The organism is Arenimonas malthae CC-JY-1 (genome assembly GCF_000747075.1).
Taxonomy (GTDB): Bacteria; Pseudomonadota; Gammaproteobacteria; order Xanthomonadales; family Xanthomonadaceae; genus Arenimonas; species Arenimonas malthae.
On sequence record NZ_AVCH01000150.1, the window covers coordinates 25,688 to 46,810 of the forward strand.

Consider the following 21,123-nt stretch of genomic DNA (forward strand, 5'->3'; position numbering starts at 1 on the left):
CTTGCTCACTCAGGCATCGCTGACGAGAAAACTGAACTGAAGTCGATTTCGTACTCAACAAGAGACGTCAGGTCCAGAACGTATGTTGCTTGGCGTACGCGATTGTCGATGGCGCTTCGGAGAATTCTTGGGAAGGTGGCTCCAACATTAAACGCGCGGGAGCCTGCGAGCACATAGCGATCCGCGTCATAAGCATCTTTGTGCATGTAGCCGCGCGAAGCCAAGGCCACCTCTGCCTTCTCGATTAGCGCGGTTCCCAGCGGTTGAAACATGGCAAGAATGCGAGCAACGATATCGTTAAGAGAAAATGAGTGATTTGAATCGGAGGGCGCGAGCTCCAGGACCGCCAGGCGAAGGGGCAAGTGCAATGTCTCCAGCTGCTCAAGTGACGAGATCTGAATGTGCGGCCTGGACCCGGAAAGGCGAGTCTTGACTTCCACTATGGACGACGCTAACGCAAAATCCTGCGGGTGATCGTCAGGTGCCACCCAGCTGGCGAGCGCAGCCTGGGGACCAACCAAGGCCGCCAGGCTCTCAAAAAGGCAAAGTTCGCCGATCAACCCACGAATCTCTTGGGGGCCCATCTCGGCTGGTCTTCCCCGACTAAGGAGGGCATGCCAGCGGGCCAACCTCTGGAAGAACGTCGTCGTCGCAGCGCTGGCGTTTGCCTCTCCGGACGACCTGTCAATGACATCGCGGCAGAGTGCTAGAAACACATCGACATTCTCACGGTTCTGCAGGATGAGCCTGACCCACGGCTTGGTGTCTTCCGCAGGGCTGAGCTGGATGGCAATTCCTTTTGGCCGGGGGAGCGCGCGCGGAACCGAATCGGGATGCACGCCACGCACTAGTAACCCAGGGGCACCGTCGTTGCTCTTTATCCAATAGACGGCCAGAGGATGTGCGTCGTTAATACGTCGGCCGACGAACTCACCTGGGCTGGCGCCAATGTCCGCCCATGGGTTGTCAGAGGTCATCGTTCTCATCTTCCTCGTCGCCATCTGCGTCAAGTTGCCCATAGATTCGCCTGAACTCGACCAGGTTCACAACATACGCAACGTGCCGTTCGGACTCGCCTTCCCGAAGCCCAGGAAAGCTAATTCCATATGCGGCATGGCGGACCCCATGAGTCTCTTTGTCCTTGTCGCCAGTTGGGTTGTTTGCCGAAAGGAAGTGAACCATGAGAAGTGGGCGTTTTCGCTGCTTGCGATAGAAGTGATCCGCAATTGTGCTTCCTGCTTTGCCAGCTTCCATGGCCTTGGCGTGTTCTGCTACGGCGGCCGTAATCTCATCGTCGCTGAGGCCAGCCTTTTCCAGTCCGCGTGACGCAACTCTTCGTTTTGTGCCGGAAACATGAAGTGCGTTCTTGTGTTTGATCATGGAGCGGCGCTGGAGGCCGATACTTGAGCCGCCAACGGTAATCTGCTCGTCAGGAGTGGCATCCGAGTTGGAAACCACTACAACGTCCCACTTCTCGAATCCCCGACCCCTTATGTACTCGGAGAGAGGACCTGCTTGCATCTCGGTGTTCACGGGATGAACTGCGAATGCCGATACAAACTCAAGAACTACCTGTTGGGAGACGCCCGTGTACAGGATGCTGGACAGCGCATCACGAGCGCTGACGCGCACCTGCCGCTCTGCTTCCGTGGGGAGCAGGTCTGAAAGCCTCTCGGCCCTTTCAACATTGAACTCCCTCGGGCTGGTGTCTGCGTGCAGCACCGAGGACTCGACGAGCCTACTTGCCAAGCCAACCTGCCGTACAACCTGGCTGGCAGACTTCATCTTGTTCCTTGCTGTGACCAGCAGGCTGCCCGGATGAGCTCGTACGGCAAGCCCAAAATCCTGTGGCGTCAGTCCCGCTGCCTCCATCCGGGCTATCTCGTCCCGGAGTTCTTCCGTTGCTTCGGCAATGAACGCATACCAGTCGCTGGCCTCGGGCTTCATGAACAGGCGGCATATGCTCCCGTAACCATCGCGGTATCCAAACCATCGCCCCATCTGCAGGAGCGTGTCATACATTTGAGTGTTTCGAAGGAAGTAGCTGACTGTCAGTCCCTCAAGCGTAAAGCCTCGAGAAAGGGAATTTCCGCCAACCGCAATCACGTTCAGGCCGATTCCCTCGTGAGACCGATAGTCCAGCTTTCCGGAGCTTCGGCTGGCGTTGATCTCTGCCACAACCATGCCGGCAGCCGCCTTGTGCAGGGCTGCCTGGATAGAGGGCCAAGATTCAGGCTCGTTCTCGTAGTGCTCGATCCAAGTGCTGTGCAGGGATCGAATGTAAGGATCACGGAGGGCCGCCTCCTGAGGGGAAGCATGCCGATTCTCGATCGCGTCCTTCATTGACTGCAGTCGTGCCGCAATTAGGCTGGCTACGCGACTCTGCACCCTTGTGAAGCGAGAGACGTTGACCAGCATTGAATGATGCTTGGAGCCCTGTCCACGGAGCGTGCGGATCGCCTTTGACAGCACGAAGCAGTTCATCGCACTTTCTAGCGAAGGATGCAGGGCATCAATCTCTGCGGTAATCTTGTGTGTCGTTGGCAGCCAATCTTCCGTGTCTTCCAGCGGCACCGTCAGGCGATTGTCGTCGTCGCCCAGAAAGTACTCCCTGGCGCCGACGTAGTTGCTCGGCGCGTCCAGGCCGACGATAAAGTGGCGGGGAAAGAGGTCGTCGCCCAAGGCGTCGTCAGTGGAATCTGGATTTACGAAGATGTTTGCGAACGGTGTTGCGGTGTAGCCGATGTAGGTGTTGCGGGTAGACAGACTAAGTAGTTCCCGGATTAGGCGATTTATCGTATTGGGCCGCTCAGGGTCTTTGGATATGTTTATAGACGCGTTGTCGGCTTCGTCGTCAATGACCAGCATTGGCAGTTCAAGGCGACCTGCATTTGCTGTCGTACCCTTCAACCACTCAACCAGGTTTCTCAGGATTGAGGGATTCTTCTTGATGACGAAGATGGCGGGTTGTGCCAGATTGTGGATCGGAATGCCCAGCCCATCGGCTCTATTCCGGGCGAAGTCGAGCGCCCTGCTGGTGTAAGCGACTGCCGTGAACGCGGGATTGATTTCCCCCACGCCTAGCATCGTTGCATTGGCTTGCCTGCTCAGGACTTGGTCGCTGTCGCGCCCAACGAAGCCTTGGTCCACGCGTTCCTGGGTTTGCGAACGCAGATTGCTGTGAATGCCTGCAACCAACACGATAAGCTTGTATCCGGCATCCGCCGCCTTGTTTATAACGCCCACATAGTTGGCGGTCTTGCCGCTTTGGACGTGGCCGACGACCAAGCCTCGCCTGGACCAGTCGCCCTCCTTCTCTGGGTCTCCCGCGAGATCGAGGATGTCATCAGTTATCTCGGCAAGCCGGTTTACTACGTTCCCGCCAAACCCTTGTTGCATCAGCAACTCTCGATAGCGCCGCCAGTACCGGAAATCGATCTCATGTGCCTTTGCCCGGAGCCAAGGTTTGTGCCCTGAGGAGAGCGTATGCGCTGGCCCGAGGCGAACGGAGAACTCTCGCTCAAGTTGCTGGGACACGGCCTTTATCGTATCGACGTCGACAGGATCCAATAGGGCGGCCGACATCCGTCGTACGAGTGCCTCCACCTCTTCCGGGGTGGACGTGGGCCGCACAGTCATTCCCGTGCGCGCCAGTGCAAGCAGTTCGCTGTGACTCATGGATATTCCTTGACTAGAACGCTATGCAGATTCAATACGCCGTAGCCGCTGAAGAATCTGTCGCGCTTCAGGCCTTCCGGCAAAGATGTGGGTCTGCAGCAATGATTCGGCAGCACTCGCAGAGATACTGTCGGAGTTCGGCGCAACCGCTTCCACGAAGGCGGCCATCAGGAACTCGAGTCCCGAGGCCTCCAGTTCAGCCTGTGCCAAGGCTCGTGGATTGGAACTGATGTCAGAGAAGAGGCTGTCCAGCGGAATTGAGGCTTCTACGGCGAGAAGCAGGGGCTCGAGGTCCCTTGGGGCATGGTCTGGACCTTGAAGGCTCGTGATCAGGGGGTGGCTTCGCGCAAGCTCATACCGGATCCGTCCTCTTTCCTCGACCCTCGACCACAGTGGTAGCCCGGGTCCGGCCGCTTGGCGGGTGCCCCTGTACGTGTAGGGGCGCCTGGCGCTCTCGGTCATTTTTTCAACGAGCGGACGAAGTTTGGATCGAACCGCGGCAGGAGGTCTGACGCGTGACTTCCGGACATCGACGCTCCAATCCGCATCCAGCGACGTAGGTACGTCCACACGTACGCGCAGCAGCTTCGTAAGCTCGGCACGGCGTGCCAGGCCCAGCCAAGTGCCACCCGCTATCAGGCGCTTGGCGCGGTATACATAGAGCCCTTGGGTCTCCATCAGGCTGGATCCCATTTCCAAAGCCTTTATCTGGTCAATGGACAGCCGCTGATGATGCGGTAGGGTGAACGCCTGTACTTCAATATTGCCTTGTCCCATGCGCAGGGTTTCGAGGGCGTGGGCGTCCGACCTGGGGCTGGCAAGCCTGCAGAACGGGTCCAATGCCTGAACCATTGCGCCGTTGATCCGTAACGCCACCGCGCTGGTTCCGTCGCCCGGCTCGGGTGCAATGAACCTATGAAAAGTCAGCGCCAAGTGCGGTCTGGCGATGCCGAACATGGCGTTGAGTGCTGCGTAGGCTTGATCGGGCTCCTCGCCCAAAGCATCAAGCCGGTCCAGCTTCTGCCAAAGTACGAGCGTTCCTTGCGGTCCAATCCTGCCCACGAGCGGCAGACCCGCTATCTGGTCGTCATCCAGTAGCTTGAGGATCCACTCGTCTCTGGCCTTGACCAGGTCGAGATCCCAGCACCGGCCGGTGAGCTGCCCGCCTTGGCGAGAAACGACCGTCAACCGGCGGCACTGGGAGAATGAGGCAGTCTTTAGTCCGAGGCCGAAGCGCCCGAGATCGCCGGCATCACGCACTTCAAGCGGGCTTCGGCTGCCATGCTGCATGGCCGAGGTAAGTTCGGCCGGCGACATTCCCCGGCCATCGTCAAGTACGGCAAGGAAAGGACCGGTTTCCTCATCGAGATCGTTCACAACGTCTATTGTTTTGGCGCCAGCAGAGATACTGTTGTCGATAATGTCGGCAAGGGCGCTCTCGAACGAGTAGCCAATATCCCGCATGGATTCCAGGAGTCTTGCTGCGCTGGGCCTGAGCGTTAGTTCGCCCTTGTTGTCTGAATTCATTCCCCGCCTCGGTAAGGGTTTTACACGCGCCTCTGCCTGAGCCCTCCGGCGCCGCTTGCCGACAGTAGCGCAAGTTCGGATCCGATTACGCCACGAGTTTGTCTCAGGCCTTGAGACCTTTGACAACTAGGCTGTGGGCCTGCGATCCTGGCGCGCCTCCAAGAATCTGACTTTTCTACTGTGAAGCCACGAAATCCGATCCCCGTTGTGGACATCTTTGCTGGCGCGGGCGGACTCGGCGACGGATTCGAGGCATACGGCCGCGGACAGGAAGAGTCGGGACCCTTCACCGTCTCACTGTCCGCAGAGATGGACCCGCACGCAGTCGATACATTGCGCACTCGCGCCTTCTATCGAAGCTTCAGTGCTCCCGACGTCCCCCGTAGCTACTACGACTATGCTGCGGGCCGACGTGCAGTCCCTTGGACCGAAGATACCGAGCAGGTCTGGCGCCAGGCGTCGAACCGAGCCTGCCAGTTGAAGTTGGGGGACAAGGCTGACGACCGAACCCTGGATGAGCGAATCCGGCAGATTGCAGCAGGGGCGGAACGCCGCAACCTACCATGGGTTCTGGTCGGCGGACCGCCATGCCAAGCCTTCTCCTTGGTGGGTAGGGCAAGGAACCGAGGCAACCGTGCGTATGTGCCCGAAGCAGACGATCGCTTCTACCTTTATGAGCACTATCTCAAGATCCTGTCCAGGCACCGGCCGGCTGCATTCGTCCTAGAGAATGTCAAGGGCATGCTCTCAACGAAGATCGACGGACACACGCTGTTCGAAGAGATCTTTGAAAGCTTGCATCGTCCCGGAGGTCGGAGCGGTCCTCGGTATCGCATCGTTCCCGTGGTGCAGTCGGGGAGGCAGGACGGCGACTGGCAGCCTAAAGACTTCCTCGTCCGATCCGAGCGGTTGGGTATGCCGCAAACGCGCCATCGCGTGATCCTGCTTGGCATTCGGGACGACATCCCGAACCACATTAAGCCCCTGATGGAGCTCGACTCAGCGCCGACAGTAGGCGAGATGATCTTTGGACTGCCGGAACTGAGGAGCGGCTCGACCGACACGCCAATCTCTTCTTGGAGTTCTTTCGCGCCCAAGTTGTTGGCGGAGTGCTCCCGGATCGCCAGACCGTTCGACAGGGAGACGGCAAAACATCTCCGACTTATGTCCTCAATCGCGGGGTTGGGAGACGACCCTGGCACAGGCGGGCCTTGGATCGCGGGAAGGGTGGCTGGGAAGCTACCTACCCATCTCGCCCAGTTCATTCGTGACCCTCGACTTCATGGTGTCATTCAGCATGAAGCCCGGAGCCATATGAAGTCCGATCTTATGCGTTATGCCTTTGCTGCGGCTTTCGCGCAGATTCATGATCGGTCGCCGAAGGGCGCTAAGGAGTTCCCTGAAGAACTTCACCCTGAACACAAGAGCTGGGGAGCGCCGAACCGTTTCGTCGACCGGTTCAAGGTTCAACGCGCCAACTGGCCCTCTTCAACTGTCACTAGCCATCTGGCCAAGGATGGGCACTACTTCATTCATCCGGATCCACTCCAGGTCCGGAGCTTGACCGTTCGGGAAGCTGCCCGTCTGCAGACATTCCCTGACAACTACATATTCGAAGGAAAGGCTGGCGCACAGAGAAAGCAGGTTGGGAACGCGGTTCCGCCGTGGCTGGGACATCAGATTGCCGGGGTCATTCATCAGGCACTGAAATAGCGCCCTCGGGCGACCCAATCTCGACATGCGGCGACTCGGAGCGGACAAAGCTCACCAACTTCGACAGGGATTGCTGGCAATCATCCCTTATGGCGCACTCCCATACGATTGCCACTCGCCAACCAATGCGAGCGACCGCATCAAGTGTTCTCAAATCCCGGGCTTTGTTCCCCTCGATCTTTTGACGCCAGAACTCCGGTCTTGTTCGTGGCAACCTGAAATACTTGCAGCCACCGTGGCCGTGCCAGAAACAACCGTGAACAAAAACCAAGGCATTCCACCGCCGGAGTACTAAATCCGGTTTTCCAGGAAGCTCGCGATCGTGCAGCCGGAAGCGCAATCCGTCTGCATGTAGACGGGATCGAACTATCAACTCTGGCTTTGTATTTTCCCCACGGATTCCCGCCATCATGCGGGAGCGGGTTTCTTGGGCAATCTTCTCTGCCATGGTTGCAATTGTGCGCCAGACGATTCGTCGAAAACAGGTGAGTGCGGGTGCCGGCTCAGTTATCTTCCGTGCCGGTCGATGCTGACCATGTCGCTGATGCTGCCTGTGGCCGACCCCGGGCGGTTGCCCACTTCGGCTTCCGACCTATTCTGTTGAAAAACTCGGTCCGCTTGGGCGACCACCCGACCGACGCTCGCGACAGTTAACTTCTGGACCCTCGGCAGTCATCTGGAGACTCAGAAACGCACTGTCGCGAGCACTGCCAAGCGCAAATCCGAGGCAAATTCTCGCGACCCGAGTTTTTCAACAGAATAGACCCAAAGCGGACATTTGTACTCAGCCGCCCCAGTTCTGCGCCGACTGTCACATTGCTCCCATTCAGATCTCCGTTTGCTCGGCCAGAACCAGCGCATCATCTACTTCCACACCAAGGTACCTGACGGTACTTTCGATCTTGGTGTGGCCAAGCAAAAGCTGTACCGCACGGAGGTTGTGGGTTCGGCGGTAGATGAGGGTGGCTTTTGTCCTTCGCAGCGAGTGTGTTCCGTAATTTGTGTCATCGACGCCGATTTCGCGAACCCAGCGGTGGACGACCCGAGCGTACTGGCGGGTAGTGAGATGGCGCGCCACACGGGAGCGTCCAGGGAACAGGTGGTCATCCGTTGCAAGCTTTGACTGGGCTATCCATTCGGTGAGGGCGCGGCGCGTCTGCTCGGTTATTTCAAACTGCACGGGCCTCTGTGTCTTCTGCTGCATCACGATGGCCCGTGAAGCAACCTGGGTGCCGTGTACGACATCTTGGACGCGAAGGTTGAGCAAGTCGCAAGCTCTCAGCTTCGAGTCGATGGCGAGATTGAAAAGAGCCAGGTCTCGTTTTCGGCCAGCCAGCTGGAGACGAACGCGGATGGCGTAGATCTCGTGAAGTCTGAGTGGGGCTTTCTGGCCTGTGAGTCTTCCCCTGTTCCACGGGGCTCGTGATGGATGCGTGGCTGTCGCGTTCATGGCCGTCTCCAGGCCGGGAGTCCGATTCTGGACCGGAGCACGCAATGACGGAACGCAGGCGCGCTTGCGGCACGAACCAGGTTTCGCCCGCCTGGCGGGACGGAGCAGGCCTCAGCGACTGCGGCTGGATTGGTTCTGCGGCAACAGGTTCTCCTGGACCCACTGCAGAAGTCGGGTCTCGCGGATGATGCTCGTGCCCATGCTGGCTGCCGCTCGCTGGATCACGGCCTGGTTGTGATCGATGGCTTCCGACAGTTCAACCCACAGGGGCCTCATGCCATTCGCGGACTCATAGTGCTCCATGGCGGGCTCGCCAAGTTCTCCGTCTACCGCGCAGTGAAAGACGAAGGACTGCATGTGCATGGCGTCAAACTGGCCCCAGTGCGGTCGTCGCTCATCAACCCTCCCGAGGGGCGCCAACAGACGGATCGCTCGGGCGCCGGTCTCTTCCTTCATCTCGCGCAACAAGGCGTCTTCGAGTGACTCGGAGGCATCGACGCCGCCTCCGGGCAGGCTGTAGTCATCGTACCGACGTGTGTACAGAAGCAGGATGCGCGTGTCGCGCAGTACCACGCCACGCACGGCACGCCGCTGCGCAATGGCGCGTGGCGCTTCCGGATATGCGGGATGCTGGAGGTCGAGGATGCAGTCCATCTGCCGGCGATCTCTGATGTGAGTCACCGCACATTATTGCCGAGCAGCAACCTCGCGGGTGGCATCAGTCGCTCCGGGCGGGCTATAATCCGGCCCATGACGCTCACGCACGGCACCACGCCACCCTGACGCTTGCCCGGCCGGCCCTCGCTGGCCCGGACGCTGTTGACCCGCGTCCTTCTTCGTTCCTACTCCCCCTTTTTCTTCTGTTTTCTTTGTGTCCCGGCGCCCCGCGTCGGGCAGGTGATTGTGCATGTTCAAGAACTTCCATAACGATTGGCTCGGCAATGTCCGTGGTGACCTGCTCGCCGGCACCGTCGTGGCCCTGGCTCTGATCCCCGAGGCCATCGCCTTCTCCATCATCGCCGGCGTCGACCCCAAGGTCGGCCTGTACGCGTCCTTCTGCATCGCCGTGGTCATTGCGTTCACCGGCGGCCGCCCAGGCATGATCTCGGCCGCCACCGGTGCCATGGCCCTGCTGATGATCGACCTGGTAAAGGACCATGGCCTGCAGTACCTGCTGGCGGCCACCCTGCTCACCGGCGTGCTTCAGATCCTGGCCGGCGCGTTCAAGCTCGGCGCGCTGATGCGCTTCGTCTCGCGCTCGGTCATCACCGGCTTCGTAAACGCCTTGGCCATCCTGATCTTCATGGCCCAGTTGCCAGAGCTGATCGGTGCCCCCTGGCTGGTTTACGCCCTGGTGTTGGCGGGTCTCGTGATCATTTACGGCTTTCCCTACCTGACCAAGGCGATTCCTTCGCCGTTGGTATGCATCGTGGTCCTGACCGGTCTGGCGATCTGGCTGGGCTGGGACGTGCGCACGGTGGGCGACATGGGCGAGCTGCCCGACAGCCTTCCGGTGTTCCTGCTGCCAGAGGTGCCGCTGAACTTCGAGACCCTGTGGATCATCCTGCCGGTGTCGGCGACGCTTGCGGTGGTCGGCCTGCTCGAGTCCTTGCTCACGGCGGCCATCGTCGATGACCTCACCGATACCCCCAGCAACAAGAACCGCGAGGCCACCGGCCAGGGCATCGCCAACATCGCCTCGGGCTTTTTGGGCGGCATGGCGGGCTGCGCGATGATCGGCCAGTCAGTGATCAACGTGAAGTCCGGCGGTCGCGGCCGGCTCTCGGCGCTGGCCGCGGGCGTGTTCCTGCTGCTGATGGTTGTCTTCGCCGGCCCCTGGGTCGAGCGCATCCCCATGGCGGCGCTGGTGGCGGTGATGATCATGGTCTCCATCGGCACCTTCAGTTGGGGTTCGATCAAGAATCTGCGCGAGCACCCCAAGAGCTCGAGCCTGGTGATGATCGTCACCGTGGTCGTCACCGTGGCCACCCATGACCTGGCCAAGGGCGTCGGTGCCGGCGTGCTGCTCTCGGGGCTGTTCTTTGCCCGCAAGGTCGGCCAGGTGCTGCACGTGGGATCCACCGCCTCCGCGGACGGCACCTCCCGGCGCTACACCGTCACCGGCCAGGTTTTTTTCGCGTCGTCCGAGAGCTTCCTCGCCGGCTTTGACTTCAAGGAAGTCCTGCAGAGCGTCGTCATTGATGTCTCGCGGGCGCATTTCTGGGACCTCACCGCGATCGGCGCCCTGGACAAGGTGGTGCTCAAGTTCCGCCGTGAGGGCACGGTGGTGGAGATCATCGGCATGAACGAGGCCAGCGCCACCCTGGTGGACAAGCTGGGCGTTCACGACAAGCCCGATGCCGTCGAACGGCTCATGGGCCACTGAGGAAGACATCATGGAAACCCAACCCCTGATCCACGAGAACGGCCAAGTGCTGGCCGCCATTGATGCTTCGGTCTACACCGCCAGCGTCGCCGACCACGCGGCCTGGGCCGCCAGTCGGCTCGGCGCACCCCTGGAGTTCGTGCACGCCATCGATCGACGCCATGGCGACCCGGCCGGCCTCAACCTCAGCGGCAACCTTTCCCTGGGTGCCCAGGAGGACCTGCTGAAGGAGCTGGCCGACCTCGATGCGGAGCATGGCCGCCTCGCCCAAACCCGGGGCCGCCTCCTCCTCGAGCAGGTTCGAGATCGCGCGGCCAGCCTGTTCGGTGTCAGCGCCCAATTGGCCCAGCGCAATGGCGGCCTGGTCGAAACCCTGCTCGATCTTGAGGCCGGGGTCCGCCTGTTCGTCATCGGCAAGCGCGGCGAGCATGCGAACTTCGCCTCGGGGCATTTGGGCAGCAACCTTGAGCGCGTCATGCGCGCCGTGCACCGACCGGTGCTGATCGCGTCGCGGGCCTTCAAGCCGATCCAGCGTTTCACGATCGCGTTCGACGGCAGCCCGACGACCCGACGCTGCGTACAGATGGTCTGCGCCAGCCCGCTGCTCAAGGGCCTGGACTGCGAACTGCTGACGGTTGGCGAAGACACCGAGGAGCGCCGGCAGCAGATGCAATGGGCCAAAGCGCAGCTGCAGGCGGCTGGTTTCCACCCGCACTCCCGCTATATCGAGGGCAGCCCGGACGCCGTGATTCCCGCCACCGTGAAGGAATTCGCCATCGACCTGCTGGTGATGGGCGCTTACGGTCATTCGCGCATCCGCAACCTGATTGTCGGCAGCACGACCACCCAGGTCCTGCGCAGCTCACCGATCCCGGTTCTGCTGCTGCGGTGACCCGGGCCGGGGCCCCTGCGATGGCCGCTGACCCCATCGACCTGGTCGCCCGACTCGAGCGGGAACGTCGCCGCCTGTCACGCTGGATGCAGGACTGGGACCTGGCAAGTTCGACGCTTCGACCGGTCCCACAGGTCAAGGCAGCGAACCTGGTGATCACCAGCCGAAGCCAGGCGGCCATCGAGCTGAACCGGATTGATGCGGCCCTGCGGCGCTGGTTCGAGGGCCGCTTCGGGCAGTGCTGCCGCTGCGGCCAGCCGGTTGAAGGCGAGCGACTCGCCGCCGATCCCGCCGCACCCCTATGCGGCGGCTGCCAAAGCGCCAGCGGGGCGGTCCCGCCCCGATGACGCGGCACGGCAGCGCCGTGTCCCGACCAACCCCGCTACCGATAACTTCCATTACCGAGCAAGACCGCCGCCGCCGGACATTCGCGGTCATCTCTTGCCCAGACGTCGGCAAGACGACCCTGACCCAAGAACCGCTCCTGTTCGGCAGCGCCATCCGCCAGGCCGGCAGCGTCACGTCCCGCAATGTGCGCAAGCACGCCACGTCGGACAGGATGACGTTGTAGAAAGAGCGCGGGATCTTGGTGACCTCGCCGGAAGTGAGGCAGCGAGGACAGAGCAGCCGGAGTAATTAAGGGCCGAAAGGCGATGCTTTCAAATGCCAGTCTGTCGAGGGCAGTAGTCCGCTTTTGGCCGTAAGCGGGCGAGCGCTGATGTGTGATTAGGGGACGTTATCGGGGGTGGGGGAGGGCGGCTGCCGCCCCATAGCGGACATCCAGCCATCCAATCAAGCGCTCCTCGAGACCCTCCGAGCACGGATGATAGGGAGGCGTGGTGTCCGTGTTTGCTGCGGATTGTTTACCGGATCGGCCGACCGCCGTGTTGAGCGCCTCAACGCATGCCGAGGCCGAAAATGTGTTGGGAGAGGCGGCCGCAGTGGCCTACCTGCGCGTGTACGCAGCCGCGCCGTAGGGTCCGCATTCGCCGGACCGGGGCGATGCGTGCGTCCGCAATCGCTGGCATCAGCGGGCCTTGCGTGCGAGTTTGCGCGTGCGTGCTTTCACGGCTTGGCCTGGTGGCACCGGCGCAGGTGCCTCCGACAGCAGTTCATCGGCCAGCGCGAGCAACCGGACGACCTGCGGATCGGTGGCACGCCTTTCCGTGGAGATGGCGTAATAGCGCTCAGTGACGCCCTCCAGGACCCCGACCAGCTCTACGCCGTACAGACGCTCGATTTCGCTGCGGACGGTTAGCGGCGCCGGGAAGGCGCCGATGCCCGACGCGCCGAACGTCTTCATCAGTCCCCCGTCGTCGAACTCCCCGACGATGCGTGCCGCTACGCGATGGGTCTCCAGCCATTGCCGCAGTTGTTCGTACACCACGCTGTCCCGCCCGGAGACCAGCAGCGGGGCGCCCGCCAGGGAAGCGGGAAACCCCTGCCGCAAGCGTTTGGCCAGCGCTGGCGCAGCGAACATTCCCATGGGCGTTGTCCCCAGCACGTGGTTGTAGGCCTTAACTGCACTACCGGTAGGTAACGGGCGATCGGCGATGACGACCTCCAATCGATGCAGCGCCAAGTCGGCCAGCAGGACATCGAGTCGTTCATGGCTGGCCGTCAGCCGGATGCCCTGATCTTCCATCAGCGGCGCCAATAGTCGATACGCAAGCGAGCGCGGGACGGCGTCGGTCATCCCGACGCGAAACAGGCGCGCCCGGCCACTGGGCATGGCGCGCACCTGCGATTCAAGCTCATCGGTCAGCCCGAAGATCTCATCGGCGTACGAATACGCCACGCGGCCTGCGTCGGTGAGCTCCAGGCCGCGGCCTACTTGGCGGAGCAGCTCCACCCCCAACCCCAGCTGCAGCTCCGCAACCTGGCCGCTGAGCGTGGCCGGCGACAACTTGAGCTGCTCGGCGGCCCGGGACAAGCCGCCAAAGCGGGCGATGGCCCAGAAGTAGCGCAGGTGCTTCAGGTTCATGGTTCGGGTTTTCCGAAGGAATGATTTGAATCTAGCACATTGATCGAAGTAACCCGCACACTCAGGATGCCCCCATCCAAACCCCGGGGACGACAAGCATGCGGATGGGAATTCTTGCCAAAGGGATCGAAATGACGGATGCGATCCGTACCTACGCCCAAAAGCGCCTTCGGACCGCGCTGGGTCGCTATCCGCAAGCGGTCGATTCGGCGCACGTCCGTCTGAACGACATCAATGGGCCTCGCGGCGGTGTCGACAAGCAGTGCCTGGTGGAGGTTCGCGGGCCGGCCTTCTCCCCGATCATCGTGCGCGAGGAAGACGCCGACCTGTATGTAGCAATCGACCGCGCCGCCGATCGCGTCGACCGGGCCATCGCCCGGCGCCTGGCCCGAAGCCGCGACGTGGACCGCGGAATGCACCGCTAACGCCGAACGCGGCCTGCGCACCCCGCTTTCTTCCCCTTGGGCCACCCGGCCCCCGTTCACCCTGCCTGAGATCACTGCCTGATGGACCTTTCTACCCTGCTGATGACCCCCTTCCTGGGCCAAGCCGCTTGGCTGTGGCTAAGCTTCCTGGTGCTGGTGGTGGCCCTGCTCGCCTTCGACCTGGGGGTACTGCACCGCAAACAGCGTGAGATCCCGGTTACCGAAAGCCTCTTGCTGTCGGGCGGCTACATCGCGATCGGCCTGGCCTACGGCCTCTGGGTCTGGAACCAACTGGGCGCCACCTCGGCCGCGGAGTACTACACCGGCTACCTGATCGAGAAGTCGCTGTCGATGGACAACGTCTTCGTCATCGCCATGATCTTCTCGTACCTGGCCATTCCTCGGGCGCTCCAGCACCGCGTGCTGTTCTGGGGAATCATCGGCGTCATCGTGTTGCGGGCGATCATGATCGGCTTGGGCGCCGCCCTGGTCAGCCAGTTCAGCTGGATCCTGTATGTGTTCGGTGCGTTCCTGCTACTGACCGGCCTCAAGATGCTGTTTGCCTCCTCCCAGCCGGTCGACCTGGCATCCAATCCGATGCTCAATTGGCTTCGCCGCCACATGCGCGTCACCGACGAACTGCACGGCAATCAGTTCTTCGTTCGCCAGCCTGATGCCGACGGCTCGATGCGGCGCTACGCGACGCCGCTCTTCCTGGCACTGATCCTGATCGAGACGGCGGACCTGATTTTCGCGGTGGACTCGGTACCGGCGATCTTCGTGATCACCCAAGACCCGTTCATCGTCTACACCTCGAACATCTTCGCGATCCTGGGGCTGCGGGCGCTCTACTTTGCCCTGTCGGCGATGATCGACCGGTTCGAGTACCTCAAGTATGCGCTGGCCCTGGTCCTGGTCTTCATCGGCTCCAAGATCTTCCTGGTCAACATCACCGGCAAGTTCCCCTCGTGGGTATCGCTCAGCGTCACGGTGGGTCTGATTACCGGCGGCGTGGTGTTCTCCTGGCTCAAGACCCGCAAGACAGCGGTGGCGCCGGCGGGTGACATGTGAGCGCGACCATCGCCAGTTTGTCAGGTGGCCCGGAACCCAGACTGTCGGGTTTACAGGCCGGGTTCACTTGGCACGCCAGCGGTGCGCACTGGTTCGATGCGGTCGTGGCGGCGATAGAACGCGCGGAGTCCACGGTGGATCTGGAGTTCTACATATGGTCACCGGGACGGCTGGCGGGGCGACTTCATGCCGCGCTGGCCCGGGCCGTTGGTAGGGGGTGCCGCGTCCGCCTCCTGCTCGATACCTTCGGCAGCGAACACGCCGGCCCCGCGGTGGCCATCCTCCAGCAAGCCGGAATCGTGGTGAGCTGGTTCAACCCGCGCCGCTGGGCCCGGCTGAGCTTCCGAAATCACCGCAAACTCGTCGTGGTGGACCGCCGCCATGCCCTGCTTGGCGGCTGCAATGTGGCAGATGAGTACGACGGCGACGGCGTCCAGGCCGGCTGGCGTGACCTGGGGATCTGTACGCGTGTACCGGCGTGCGTGATCGCTCTGGCACGGTCCTTCGACCGCATGTGGGCAATGGCGCCATTCGACCACCTGCCCGTGGCCGATTCCATGCCAGAAGCGTCGCGCGGCGACCGCTGGGAATTGTTCGTCGCCGGGGCAGGGCGCGGGGTCCGACGCTATCGCCGCTGCCTCCACCGGGATCTGGCCGCCGCCAGTCAGATCGACGTGGTGGCCGCCTACTTCGTGCCCACGACCCGCGTGCGCGGGCTACTTGGTCGGGCCGCCCGACGAGGTCGGGTGCGCGTCATCGTGCCGGCGATGGGGGATGTCCCGCTCGCCCACCATGCATCCGCGCACGTGCTTCGTGGCCTGCCTCCCTCGCTCATCCAGGTTTACCAGTACGTCCCGGCCATGCTGCACGCCAAGCTCGTGATCGCCGATCACGCCGTGTACGTGGGATCGGCCAACTTCGATCCGCGCAGCCTTCGGATCAACTTTGACCTGATGCTCCGGATTGAGGACCCGGAGATCTCCACCCAGGCGCGCGGCATTGTGGATGAAATCCAAAGCCACTCGAAACCCTACGCGTGCGGCAATCCCGGCCCTCTCGCAAGGCTGCGCCAGCGCACTGCTTACGCCGCCCTGGCTTGGCTGGATCCCTACATCGCCCGCCGCAAACTCCGACTTCTGTCGTGATGAAGCCTTTCCGGGTCTACCCGCTCATTTCTGTGAGCGCCACCGGCGCGCTGCTATGCGCCGGCGTCGACTAAGGCCGTTATCGAACTCGAAAACACGATTTCTTCCCCAATTCTACCCACTGAGGACAAGACCATGCGCCCGTTCAATCTCTCTCGCCGTACCATCTTGTTAGGCATCGCCGGCCTGCTGGCGGTTGGACTGCTGGCGCTGGTGGCCGTGGTCATTGCGCTCGGAAGCCTCCTGGGATGGGGATCGACCGCTCTGGACAAGGTGACCGACGCGACGGCGGCCGTGGTGGCGCAGACGCGCGAGGAGGCTACCCGCGAACTGGAGAAGGCCAAGGGCGACGTCGCTGCCGCAGTGGCGACGGCGGCCACATCGAGCGAAGAGACCGCCCGAGCGCTGGAGGAAGCCAGGACCACCGTCGCCGACGCACGAGAGGCTCTCGCTGAGCCTCAGGCGGCGCTTAACCGCGTCACCGATGCGGTCGCGCTGGACCTTGAGCGGTCCGCAGCGGCGGCAGCGGCCGCCGCGCTACCGGTGCTCTCTGAGCGGGCAGACGCTGCGAATCGCGCTCTGAACGCTTTGGCAGGCCCCGATCCGACCTCCTGGCCGACCGGACTCGCGCTGCGCCAGATCCACTACCGCAAGGGCGAAAGGGCGACGGAGTACGCTTATGTGGCCACTGAAGGCTTCACCCTGGGTCAGCTGCGGGAGCGCCTGGTCGAGCAGGGCTATACCGAGCACGTCATCGCCGAAGCGGATGGCGCGTTGGAAGCAGTCTATCGCGCAGACCGGCAGCTGGTGCTGTCGGCGTCAACTCGCGACGGGCAGCAGTACCTCGACGTGCGTGAAATGACGCTGGCGGTTCCGGCGCGCCCGGATCCTTAATGGGCGGGGTCACTGAGGGTGCCCATGACGCACGGCCCACCCCGCCTGGACCGTCCAGCCTGTCTCACAGGGCGGGACCCTTGCACCCTTTGATGGCCGACAAGCGGTTCCCTTGGCGTTCGCTCTAAATCACACAATAAATCCGCGAACATAGAGGCGACCCGACATGGACAACCGGCTATCCCGAAGCACCCTGCCTCTGCTGTTCGTGTGCTTCCTTGCCGGATGCGCGACAGGCCAAGGCAGCACCCAGGTCGCGGCGGAAGCCACGGCACCCGCGCAATCCCGCGACAAGTTCGGCGACCCGGCGCAATACGAGGTCCGCGATTTGCCTGTCACGGTCCAGGACCTGCAAACGCTGGAGCGCGCTGCTGCATTGCTCGGCAGCGAGTCCGCGTGGAATCGCAACGACGACCGCCAGTGCGCCGACGATGAAGCGATGGAAAAGCGCAGCTTGTTCTGCGCGCTGCAGCGGGCTTCCGCGGATGTGTATGGCTCACATGATCCGTACAAGATCGCTGATCATCGCAGGGTGGCGCTGCAGGAGGTCCGGTTCGCAGTGGAAGAAGCCACGCGCGGGCGCGAGCTCAACCACCGTTTGATGGATTTCAACAACCTGCCTGACACTACGCTCGCCGACATCAAGCACGTGCTCGCACAAGCGACTACGCGCGTCCGGGCGAGACTGTCGGCGAATTGATGTTTCGACTGAACCCCAGAAATTATCCCTGACACCTTTATCGCCAATAGGCGACGTCCTCCCGAGTGTGAGTGGCGCATCAAATTGGAGTTGGCGTTTTGCCTAGCCATCCAAAGGAGATGTCCGCTCCTGGCCAATTCTGTTGAAAAACTCGCGATGGTGCTTAGAGAACGGGTCTACCCGATCACCTGCGCGAACCACCCCCACAAGGCGGCACCTGCTATCACGGCGGGAATCAACAGTCGCGCCTTGGAGGCGAACAGCAATCCCAGCACGATGCCGAACAGTACCAGCGCCTCAAGTCCGTCCAGGCTCACACGCATCAGCGCCAAGGTCGTGCCAGCTATCAAGCCCACGACGCCCGCGGTAACCCCTTCCAGGAACTGCCGGATGCGGGGCTGCTGGACCAGCCGCTCCAAGGGGTCATGCGCCAGCAGCGTGAAGGCAAAGGCGGGCAGGAAGATGCCTACCGTCATCGCCACGGCACCCCATGGCCCGCCCCCGAGATAGCCAACGAACGTGGAGAAGATGATCAGGGGCGCCGGAAGCAGCCCGGAAAGCGCGATGCCATCGAGGAACTGGGTGTTGCTCATCCAGGCACCCTGGGTAACGGCATCGCGCTGCAAGAACGGGATGACGGTGTAGGCGCCGCCAAAAGTCAGCATGCCCGCCTTCAAGCCAGCCCAGAACAGCAGCAGCAACGACACCGTTTCGGGTTCCGGCGAACCGCCAACGGATCCACCCAGACTGAGCGCATCCAATCCGTCTAGACCGCCGTTGCGCCAGGCAAGAACGACAACTGCAGTGGTGGCCAACCCGATCACGGCGACCGCAGTCCCCACGAAGCCGCGACGCGCACCTACGTAGATCAGTCCCGCCCCGATGAGAATCAACCCGAAGTGCACTCCCGCCAGTTGTGCGCCGGCACCGAGGAGGGCGATCGCCCATAGCCAGCGGTTGGTGACGACGTGTCCGCCGATCCTGATTACCGCCCGGACGATCAGGGCAGCCACCGCGACCTGCACTGCAGCGAAGACAGCCACCACGCTACCTGTATCCAGGCCGTAGCGAACATAGGCCCAGGACAGCGCAAACATCAGCAGGAAGCCGGGCAGCATGAACCCGAGGCCGGCCAGGATGCCTCCCCAGCGTCCGCGTGACAGCATTCCAAAGTAGACGCACAACTCGTGCGCTTCTGGGCCAGGCAAGACTTGGTACAGCGCGAGAACGCGGTTGAAATGGTCGCTAGTGATCCAGCGCTCCTCATCGACCAGTTCCTGCCGGATCATCGCGATTTGCGCGACTGGGCCACCCCAGGCCAATGCGCCGAAACGCAGGAACCGCAGGAATAGCCGCCACATCGATTCGCGAGGAACGCGGCAATCGGATTGAGCGTCAAGTGAATCTGATGCTACAGGAGCGCCACTCGGTTTCATCCGTCACCATCCAGTCGAGACAGCCCAATAATGAGCATGTTATGGCAGCGATGATATGCCTTGGGCAGAATTCTTGCCGGCGCGCCGTCATGCGCGTCGTGGAGCTCTCGCCGCAGTAGCCGGATCTGACCGTCGAAGACAAGCGCGCGTTCTCAGAAGTAGCCGAGCTGGACAACAGCATTGGTTCAGAGCGTTGATTCTGGCTTTTTAATCTGGTCCACTAGCTGCCCATCGATCCAGCGGAAATCGCAGCGATGATGGGACGTCTGGAAGCCGGGCAAGCGCCCCTGTTCTACGCCTTCAACCTCGAAGACCACATCCCGGCGAGCCACATGCTCCGGGGCATCGACCAGTTCCTTGACCTGGGCGAGCTGCACCAGCACCTTGCCCCGCACTACAGCCACACCGGCCGCCCCTCCATTGATCCGGCCCTGCTGATCCGAATGCTGATCGTGGGTTACTGCTTCGGTATCCGCTCGGAGCGCCGGCTCTGCGAGGAGGTCCACTTGAACCTGGCCTACCGCTGGTTCTGCCGGTTGGGTCTGGAAGATGCCGTGCCGGACCACTCGACGTTCTCCAAGAACCGCCACGGCCGCTTCCGGGACAACGACACCCTGCGCTTCGTGTTCGAGAAGGTGCTCGAGCGCTGCCTGGCCGAAGGCCTCGTTGGCGGCGAGGGCTTCGCGATCGACGCCAGCGTGATCAAGGCCGATGCCAACCGGCAGCGGGGCGTACCAGGCGTTGATGCCGCCTGGGACCGGGAGTCGCCGCTCACGCGCCCGGTCCGCGAGTACCTGGAGGCGCTCGACGAGGCCGAGGCACCGCGCACGCCGCCCAAAAACGTGTCGCTAACCGACCCGGCGGCGCAGTGGACGGCGGCGCCCGGCGGCCCGGCCTTCTACGCCTACTCGACCAACTACCTGATCGATGTAAAGGCGGGCGTCATCGTCGATGTGGAGGCCACGCCTGCGTATAAGACCGACGAGGTCGAAGCGACACGGAACATGGTCGATCGGGTCGAGCAGCGCTTCGACCTCAAGCCGACCCGGCTCATCGGCGACACCGCCTACGGCACGTCGGAAATTCTGGGCTGGATGGTGGATGAAAAGGGCATCGAGCCCCACGTGCCGGTCTGGGACAAAGCCGAGCGAAAGGATGGGTCGCTCGGGCGGTCTGACTTCCGCTGGGACGCGGACGCGGACGAATACCGCTGCCCCAAGGGCAAGCCACTGCTATCCAGCGGTAAGCCAACCGCCGACAACACGCTGATCTATCGCAGCAACCTTCACGACTGCGCCCGCTGCGAACTGAAGTCGAAGTGCTGCCCTAACACGACTCACCGAAGGATCGCCCGCCAGGTGAACGAGTCCGCACGAGACGTGGCGCGCCAACTGTCGACGACGAAGAGATACGCCCAGTCACGGCGACATCGGAAGAAGGTCGAGATGCTGTTCGCGCACCTCAAACGCATCTTGCGATTAGACAGGTTGCGGCTACGCGGCCTGAAAAGTGCCAGAGATGAGTTCCTATTGGCGGCAACCGCACAGAATTTACGAAGAATGGCAGCGTGGTTGATGCCGAAAAGCCCCGAAGCGGCAATGGCAACGACCCTTTGAGGACAAAGGGCGCTTGCCCGCCCATTTTCCCGTCGCCGCTGGCCAAATAATCACTGGTCCGGCCCAACCGCCGGACCCAGCCGCCCGCTAGAAAGTGAGTTTTTCAACGGAATAGGCCGGAAGCGGACCCCAGCCGGCGCCCGCACCAATGGACTGGCTCGGTCAGCACCAGAATCGCTGGGCAGCCCCTTCCGGCGTAGATGTCA

Annotated in this window: 18 protein-coding genes and 1 pseudogene; 11 read left to right on the forward strand and 8 right to left on the reverse strand. The window is 62.2% G+C overall.

Annotated elements, in window-relative coordinates; translation table 11 throughout:
- Positions 1-5: 5 nt before the first annotated feature.
- The 3 genes from N790_RS15580 to N790_RS15590 are packed head-to-tail and all read right to left on the reverse strand — an operon-like array spanning position 6 to position 5,205.
- Positions 6-977, reverse strand: a complete 972-nt coding sequence (locus N790_RS15580) for a PD-(D/E)XK motif protein (protein WP_169742155.1) — start codon at positions 975-977, stop codon at positions 6-8.
- A complete protein-coding gene (locus N790_RS15585) occupies positions 967-3,678 on the reverse strand; it encodes a Z1 domain-containing protein (protein ID WP_084062730.1) in 2,712 nt (903 codons plus the stop codon). The genes N790_RS15580 and N790_RS15585 overlap by 11 nt, the downstream gene beginning before the upstream one ends.
- 21 nt (positions 3,679-3,699) lie before the next feature.
- Complete coding sequence (locus N790_RS15590) at positions 3,700-5,205, reverse strand: ATP-binding protein (protein ID WP_084062731.1); 1,506 nt, start codon at positions 5,203-5,205, stop codon at positions 3,700-3,702.
- Positions 5,206-5,412: 207 nt separating this feature from the next.
- On the opposite strand from N790_RS15590, the gene N790_RS15595 reads away from it, so the two are divergent.
- A complete protein-coding gene (locus N790_RS15595; RefSeq protein ID WP_084062733.1) occupies positions 5,413-6,918 on the forward strand; it encodes a DNA cytosine methyltransferase in 1,506 nt (501 codons plus the stop codon).
- Here N790_RS15595 and N790_RS15600 read toward each other — a convergent pair.
- The 3 genes from N790_RS15600 to N790_RS06990 form a co-directional block, all read right to left on the reverse strand.
- On the reverse strand, positions 6,896-7,366 hold the full coding sequence (locus N790_RS15600) for a very short patch repair endonuclease (protein ID WP_084062734.1): 471 nt from the start codon (positions 7,364-7,366) through the stop codon (positions 6,896-6,898). The two genes, N790_RS15595 and N790_RS15600, sit on opposite strands and share 23 nt — an antisense overlap.
- 378 nt (positions 7,367-7,744) lie before the next feature.
- Positions 7,745-8,368 carry a tyrosine-type recombinase/integrase gene (locus tag N790_RS06985; RefSeq protein WP_043802508.1) on the reverse strand — a complete coding sequence of 208 codons (624 nt, stop codon included), beginning with the start codon at positions 8,366-8,368 and terminating at the stop codon, positions 7,745-7,747.
- Between the two features lie 111 nt (positions 8,369-8,479).
- Positions 8,480-9,022, reverse strand: coding sequence for an NUDIX hydrolase (locus tag N790_RS06990; RefSeq protein WP_043802510.1), 543 nt, complete (start codon positions 9,020-9,022; stop codon positions 8,480-8,482).
- A 253-nt stretch (positions 9,023-9,275) separates the two neighbouring features.
- Here N790_RS06990 and N790_RS06995 point away from each other — a divergent pair, with 253 nt between their 5' ends.
- From N790_RS06995 to N790_RS16425, 4 genes and pseudogenes are all read left to right on the forward strand, one after another.
- Entirely contained in the window at positions 9,276-10,754 is a 1,479-nt protein-coding gene (locus N790_RS06995; protein WP_043802513.1) for a SulP family inorganic anion transporter, read from the forward strand.
- Positions 10,755-10,764: 10 nt separating this feature from the next.
- Positions 10,765-11,646, forward strand: a complete 882-nt coding sequence (locus N790_RS07000) for a universal stress protein (RefSeq protein WP_043802515.1) — start codon at positions 10,765-10,767, stop codon at positions 11,644-11,646.
- Positions 11,647-11,666: 20 nt separating this feature from the next.
- Complete coding sequence (locus N790_RS15990) at positions 11,667-11,993, forward strand: TraR/DksA family transcriptional regulator (protein ID WP_156969978.1); 327 nt, start codon at positions 11,667-11,669, stop codon at positions 11,991-11,993.
- A pseudogene (locus N790_RS16425) lies at positions 11,990-12,214 on the forward strand (hypothetical protein); the annotation flags it as partial. The gene N790_RS15990 and the pseudogene N790_RS16425, both read left to right, overlap by 4 nt.
- A gap of 459 nt (positions 12,215-12,673) precedes the next feature.
- Here N790_RS16425 and N790_RS07005 read toward each other — a convergent pair.
- Entirely contained in the window at positions 12,674-13,630 is a 957-nt protein-coding gene (locus N790_RS07005; protein WP_084062736.1) for a LysR family transcriptional regulator, read from the reverse strand.
- A gap of 104 nt (positions 13,631-13,734) precedes the next feature.
- Between N790_RS07005 and N790_RS07010 the strand changes: the two genes are divergently transcribed.
- The 5 genes from N790_RS07010 (at position 13,735) to N790_RS07030 (ending at position 17,865) form a co-directional block, all read left to right on the forward strand.
- Positions 13,735-14,055, forward strand: a complete 321-nt coding sequence (locus N790_RS07010; RefSeq protein WP_169742156.1) for an HPF/RaiA family ribosome-associated protein — start codon at positions 13,735-13,737, stop codon at positions 14,053-14,055.
- Between the two features lie 81 nt (positions 14,056-14,136).
- Entirely contained in the window at positions 14,137-15,126 is a 990-nt protein-coding gene (locus N790_RS07015) for a TerC family protein (protein ID WP_043802520.1), read from the forward strand.
- Positions 15,123-16,271: a phospholipase D-like domain-containing protein gene (locus N790_RS07020; protein WP_084062737.1), complete on the forward strand. Its 1,149-nt coding sequence runs from the start codon at positions 15,123-15,125 to the stop codon at positions 16,269-16,271. The genes N790_RS07015 and N790_RS07020 overlap by 4 nt, the downstream gene beginning before the upstream one ends.
- 135 nt (positions 16,272-16,406) lie before the next feature.
- Positions 16,407-17,165, forward strand: a complete 759-nt coding sequence (locus N790_RS07025) for a hypothetical protein (RefSeq protein ID WP_043802524.1) — start codon at positions 16,407-16,409, stop codon at positions 17,163-17,165.
- 166 nt (positions 17,166-17,331) lie between these two features.
- Positions 17,332-17,865: a DUF6197 family protein gene (locus N790_RS07030; protein ID WP_043802526.1), complete on the forward strand. Its 534-nt coding sequence runs from the start codon at positions 17,332-17,334 to the stop codon at positions 17,863-17,865.
- 176 nt (positions 17,866-18,041) lie between these two features.
- On the opposite strand, the gene chrA is transcribed toward N790_RS07030, so the two are convergent.
- Positions 18,042-19,301, reverse strand: a complete 1,260-nt coding sequence (gene chrA, locus N790_RS07035; protein WP_084062739.1) for a chromate efflux transporter — start codon at positions 19,299-19,301, stop codon at positions 18,042-18,044.
- Between the two features lie 254 nt (positions 19,302-19,555).
- On the opposite strand from chrA, the gene N790_RS07040 reads away from it, so the two are divergent.
- Positions 19,556-20,917, forward strand: coding sequence for an IS1182 family transposase (locus tag N790_RS07040; RefSeq protein ID WP_043802530.1), 1,362 nt, complete (start codon positions 19,556-19,558; stop codon positions 20,915-20,917).
- Positions 20,918-21,123 lie beyond the last annotated feature (206 nt).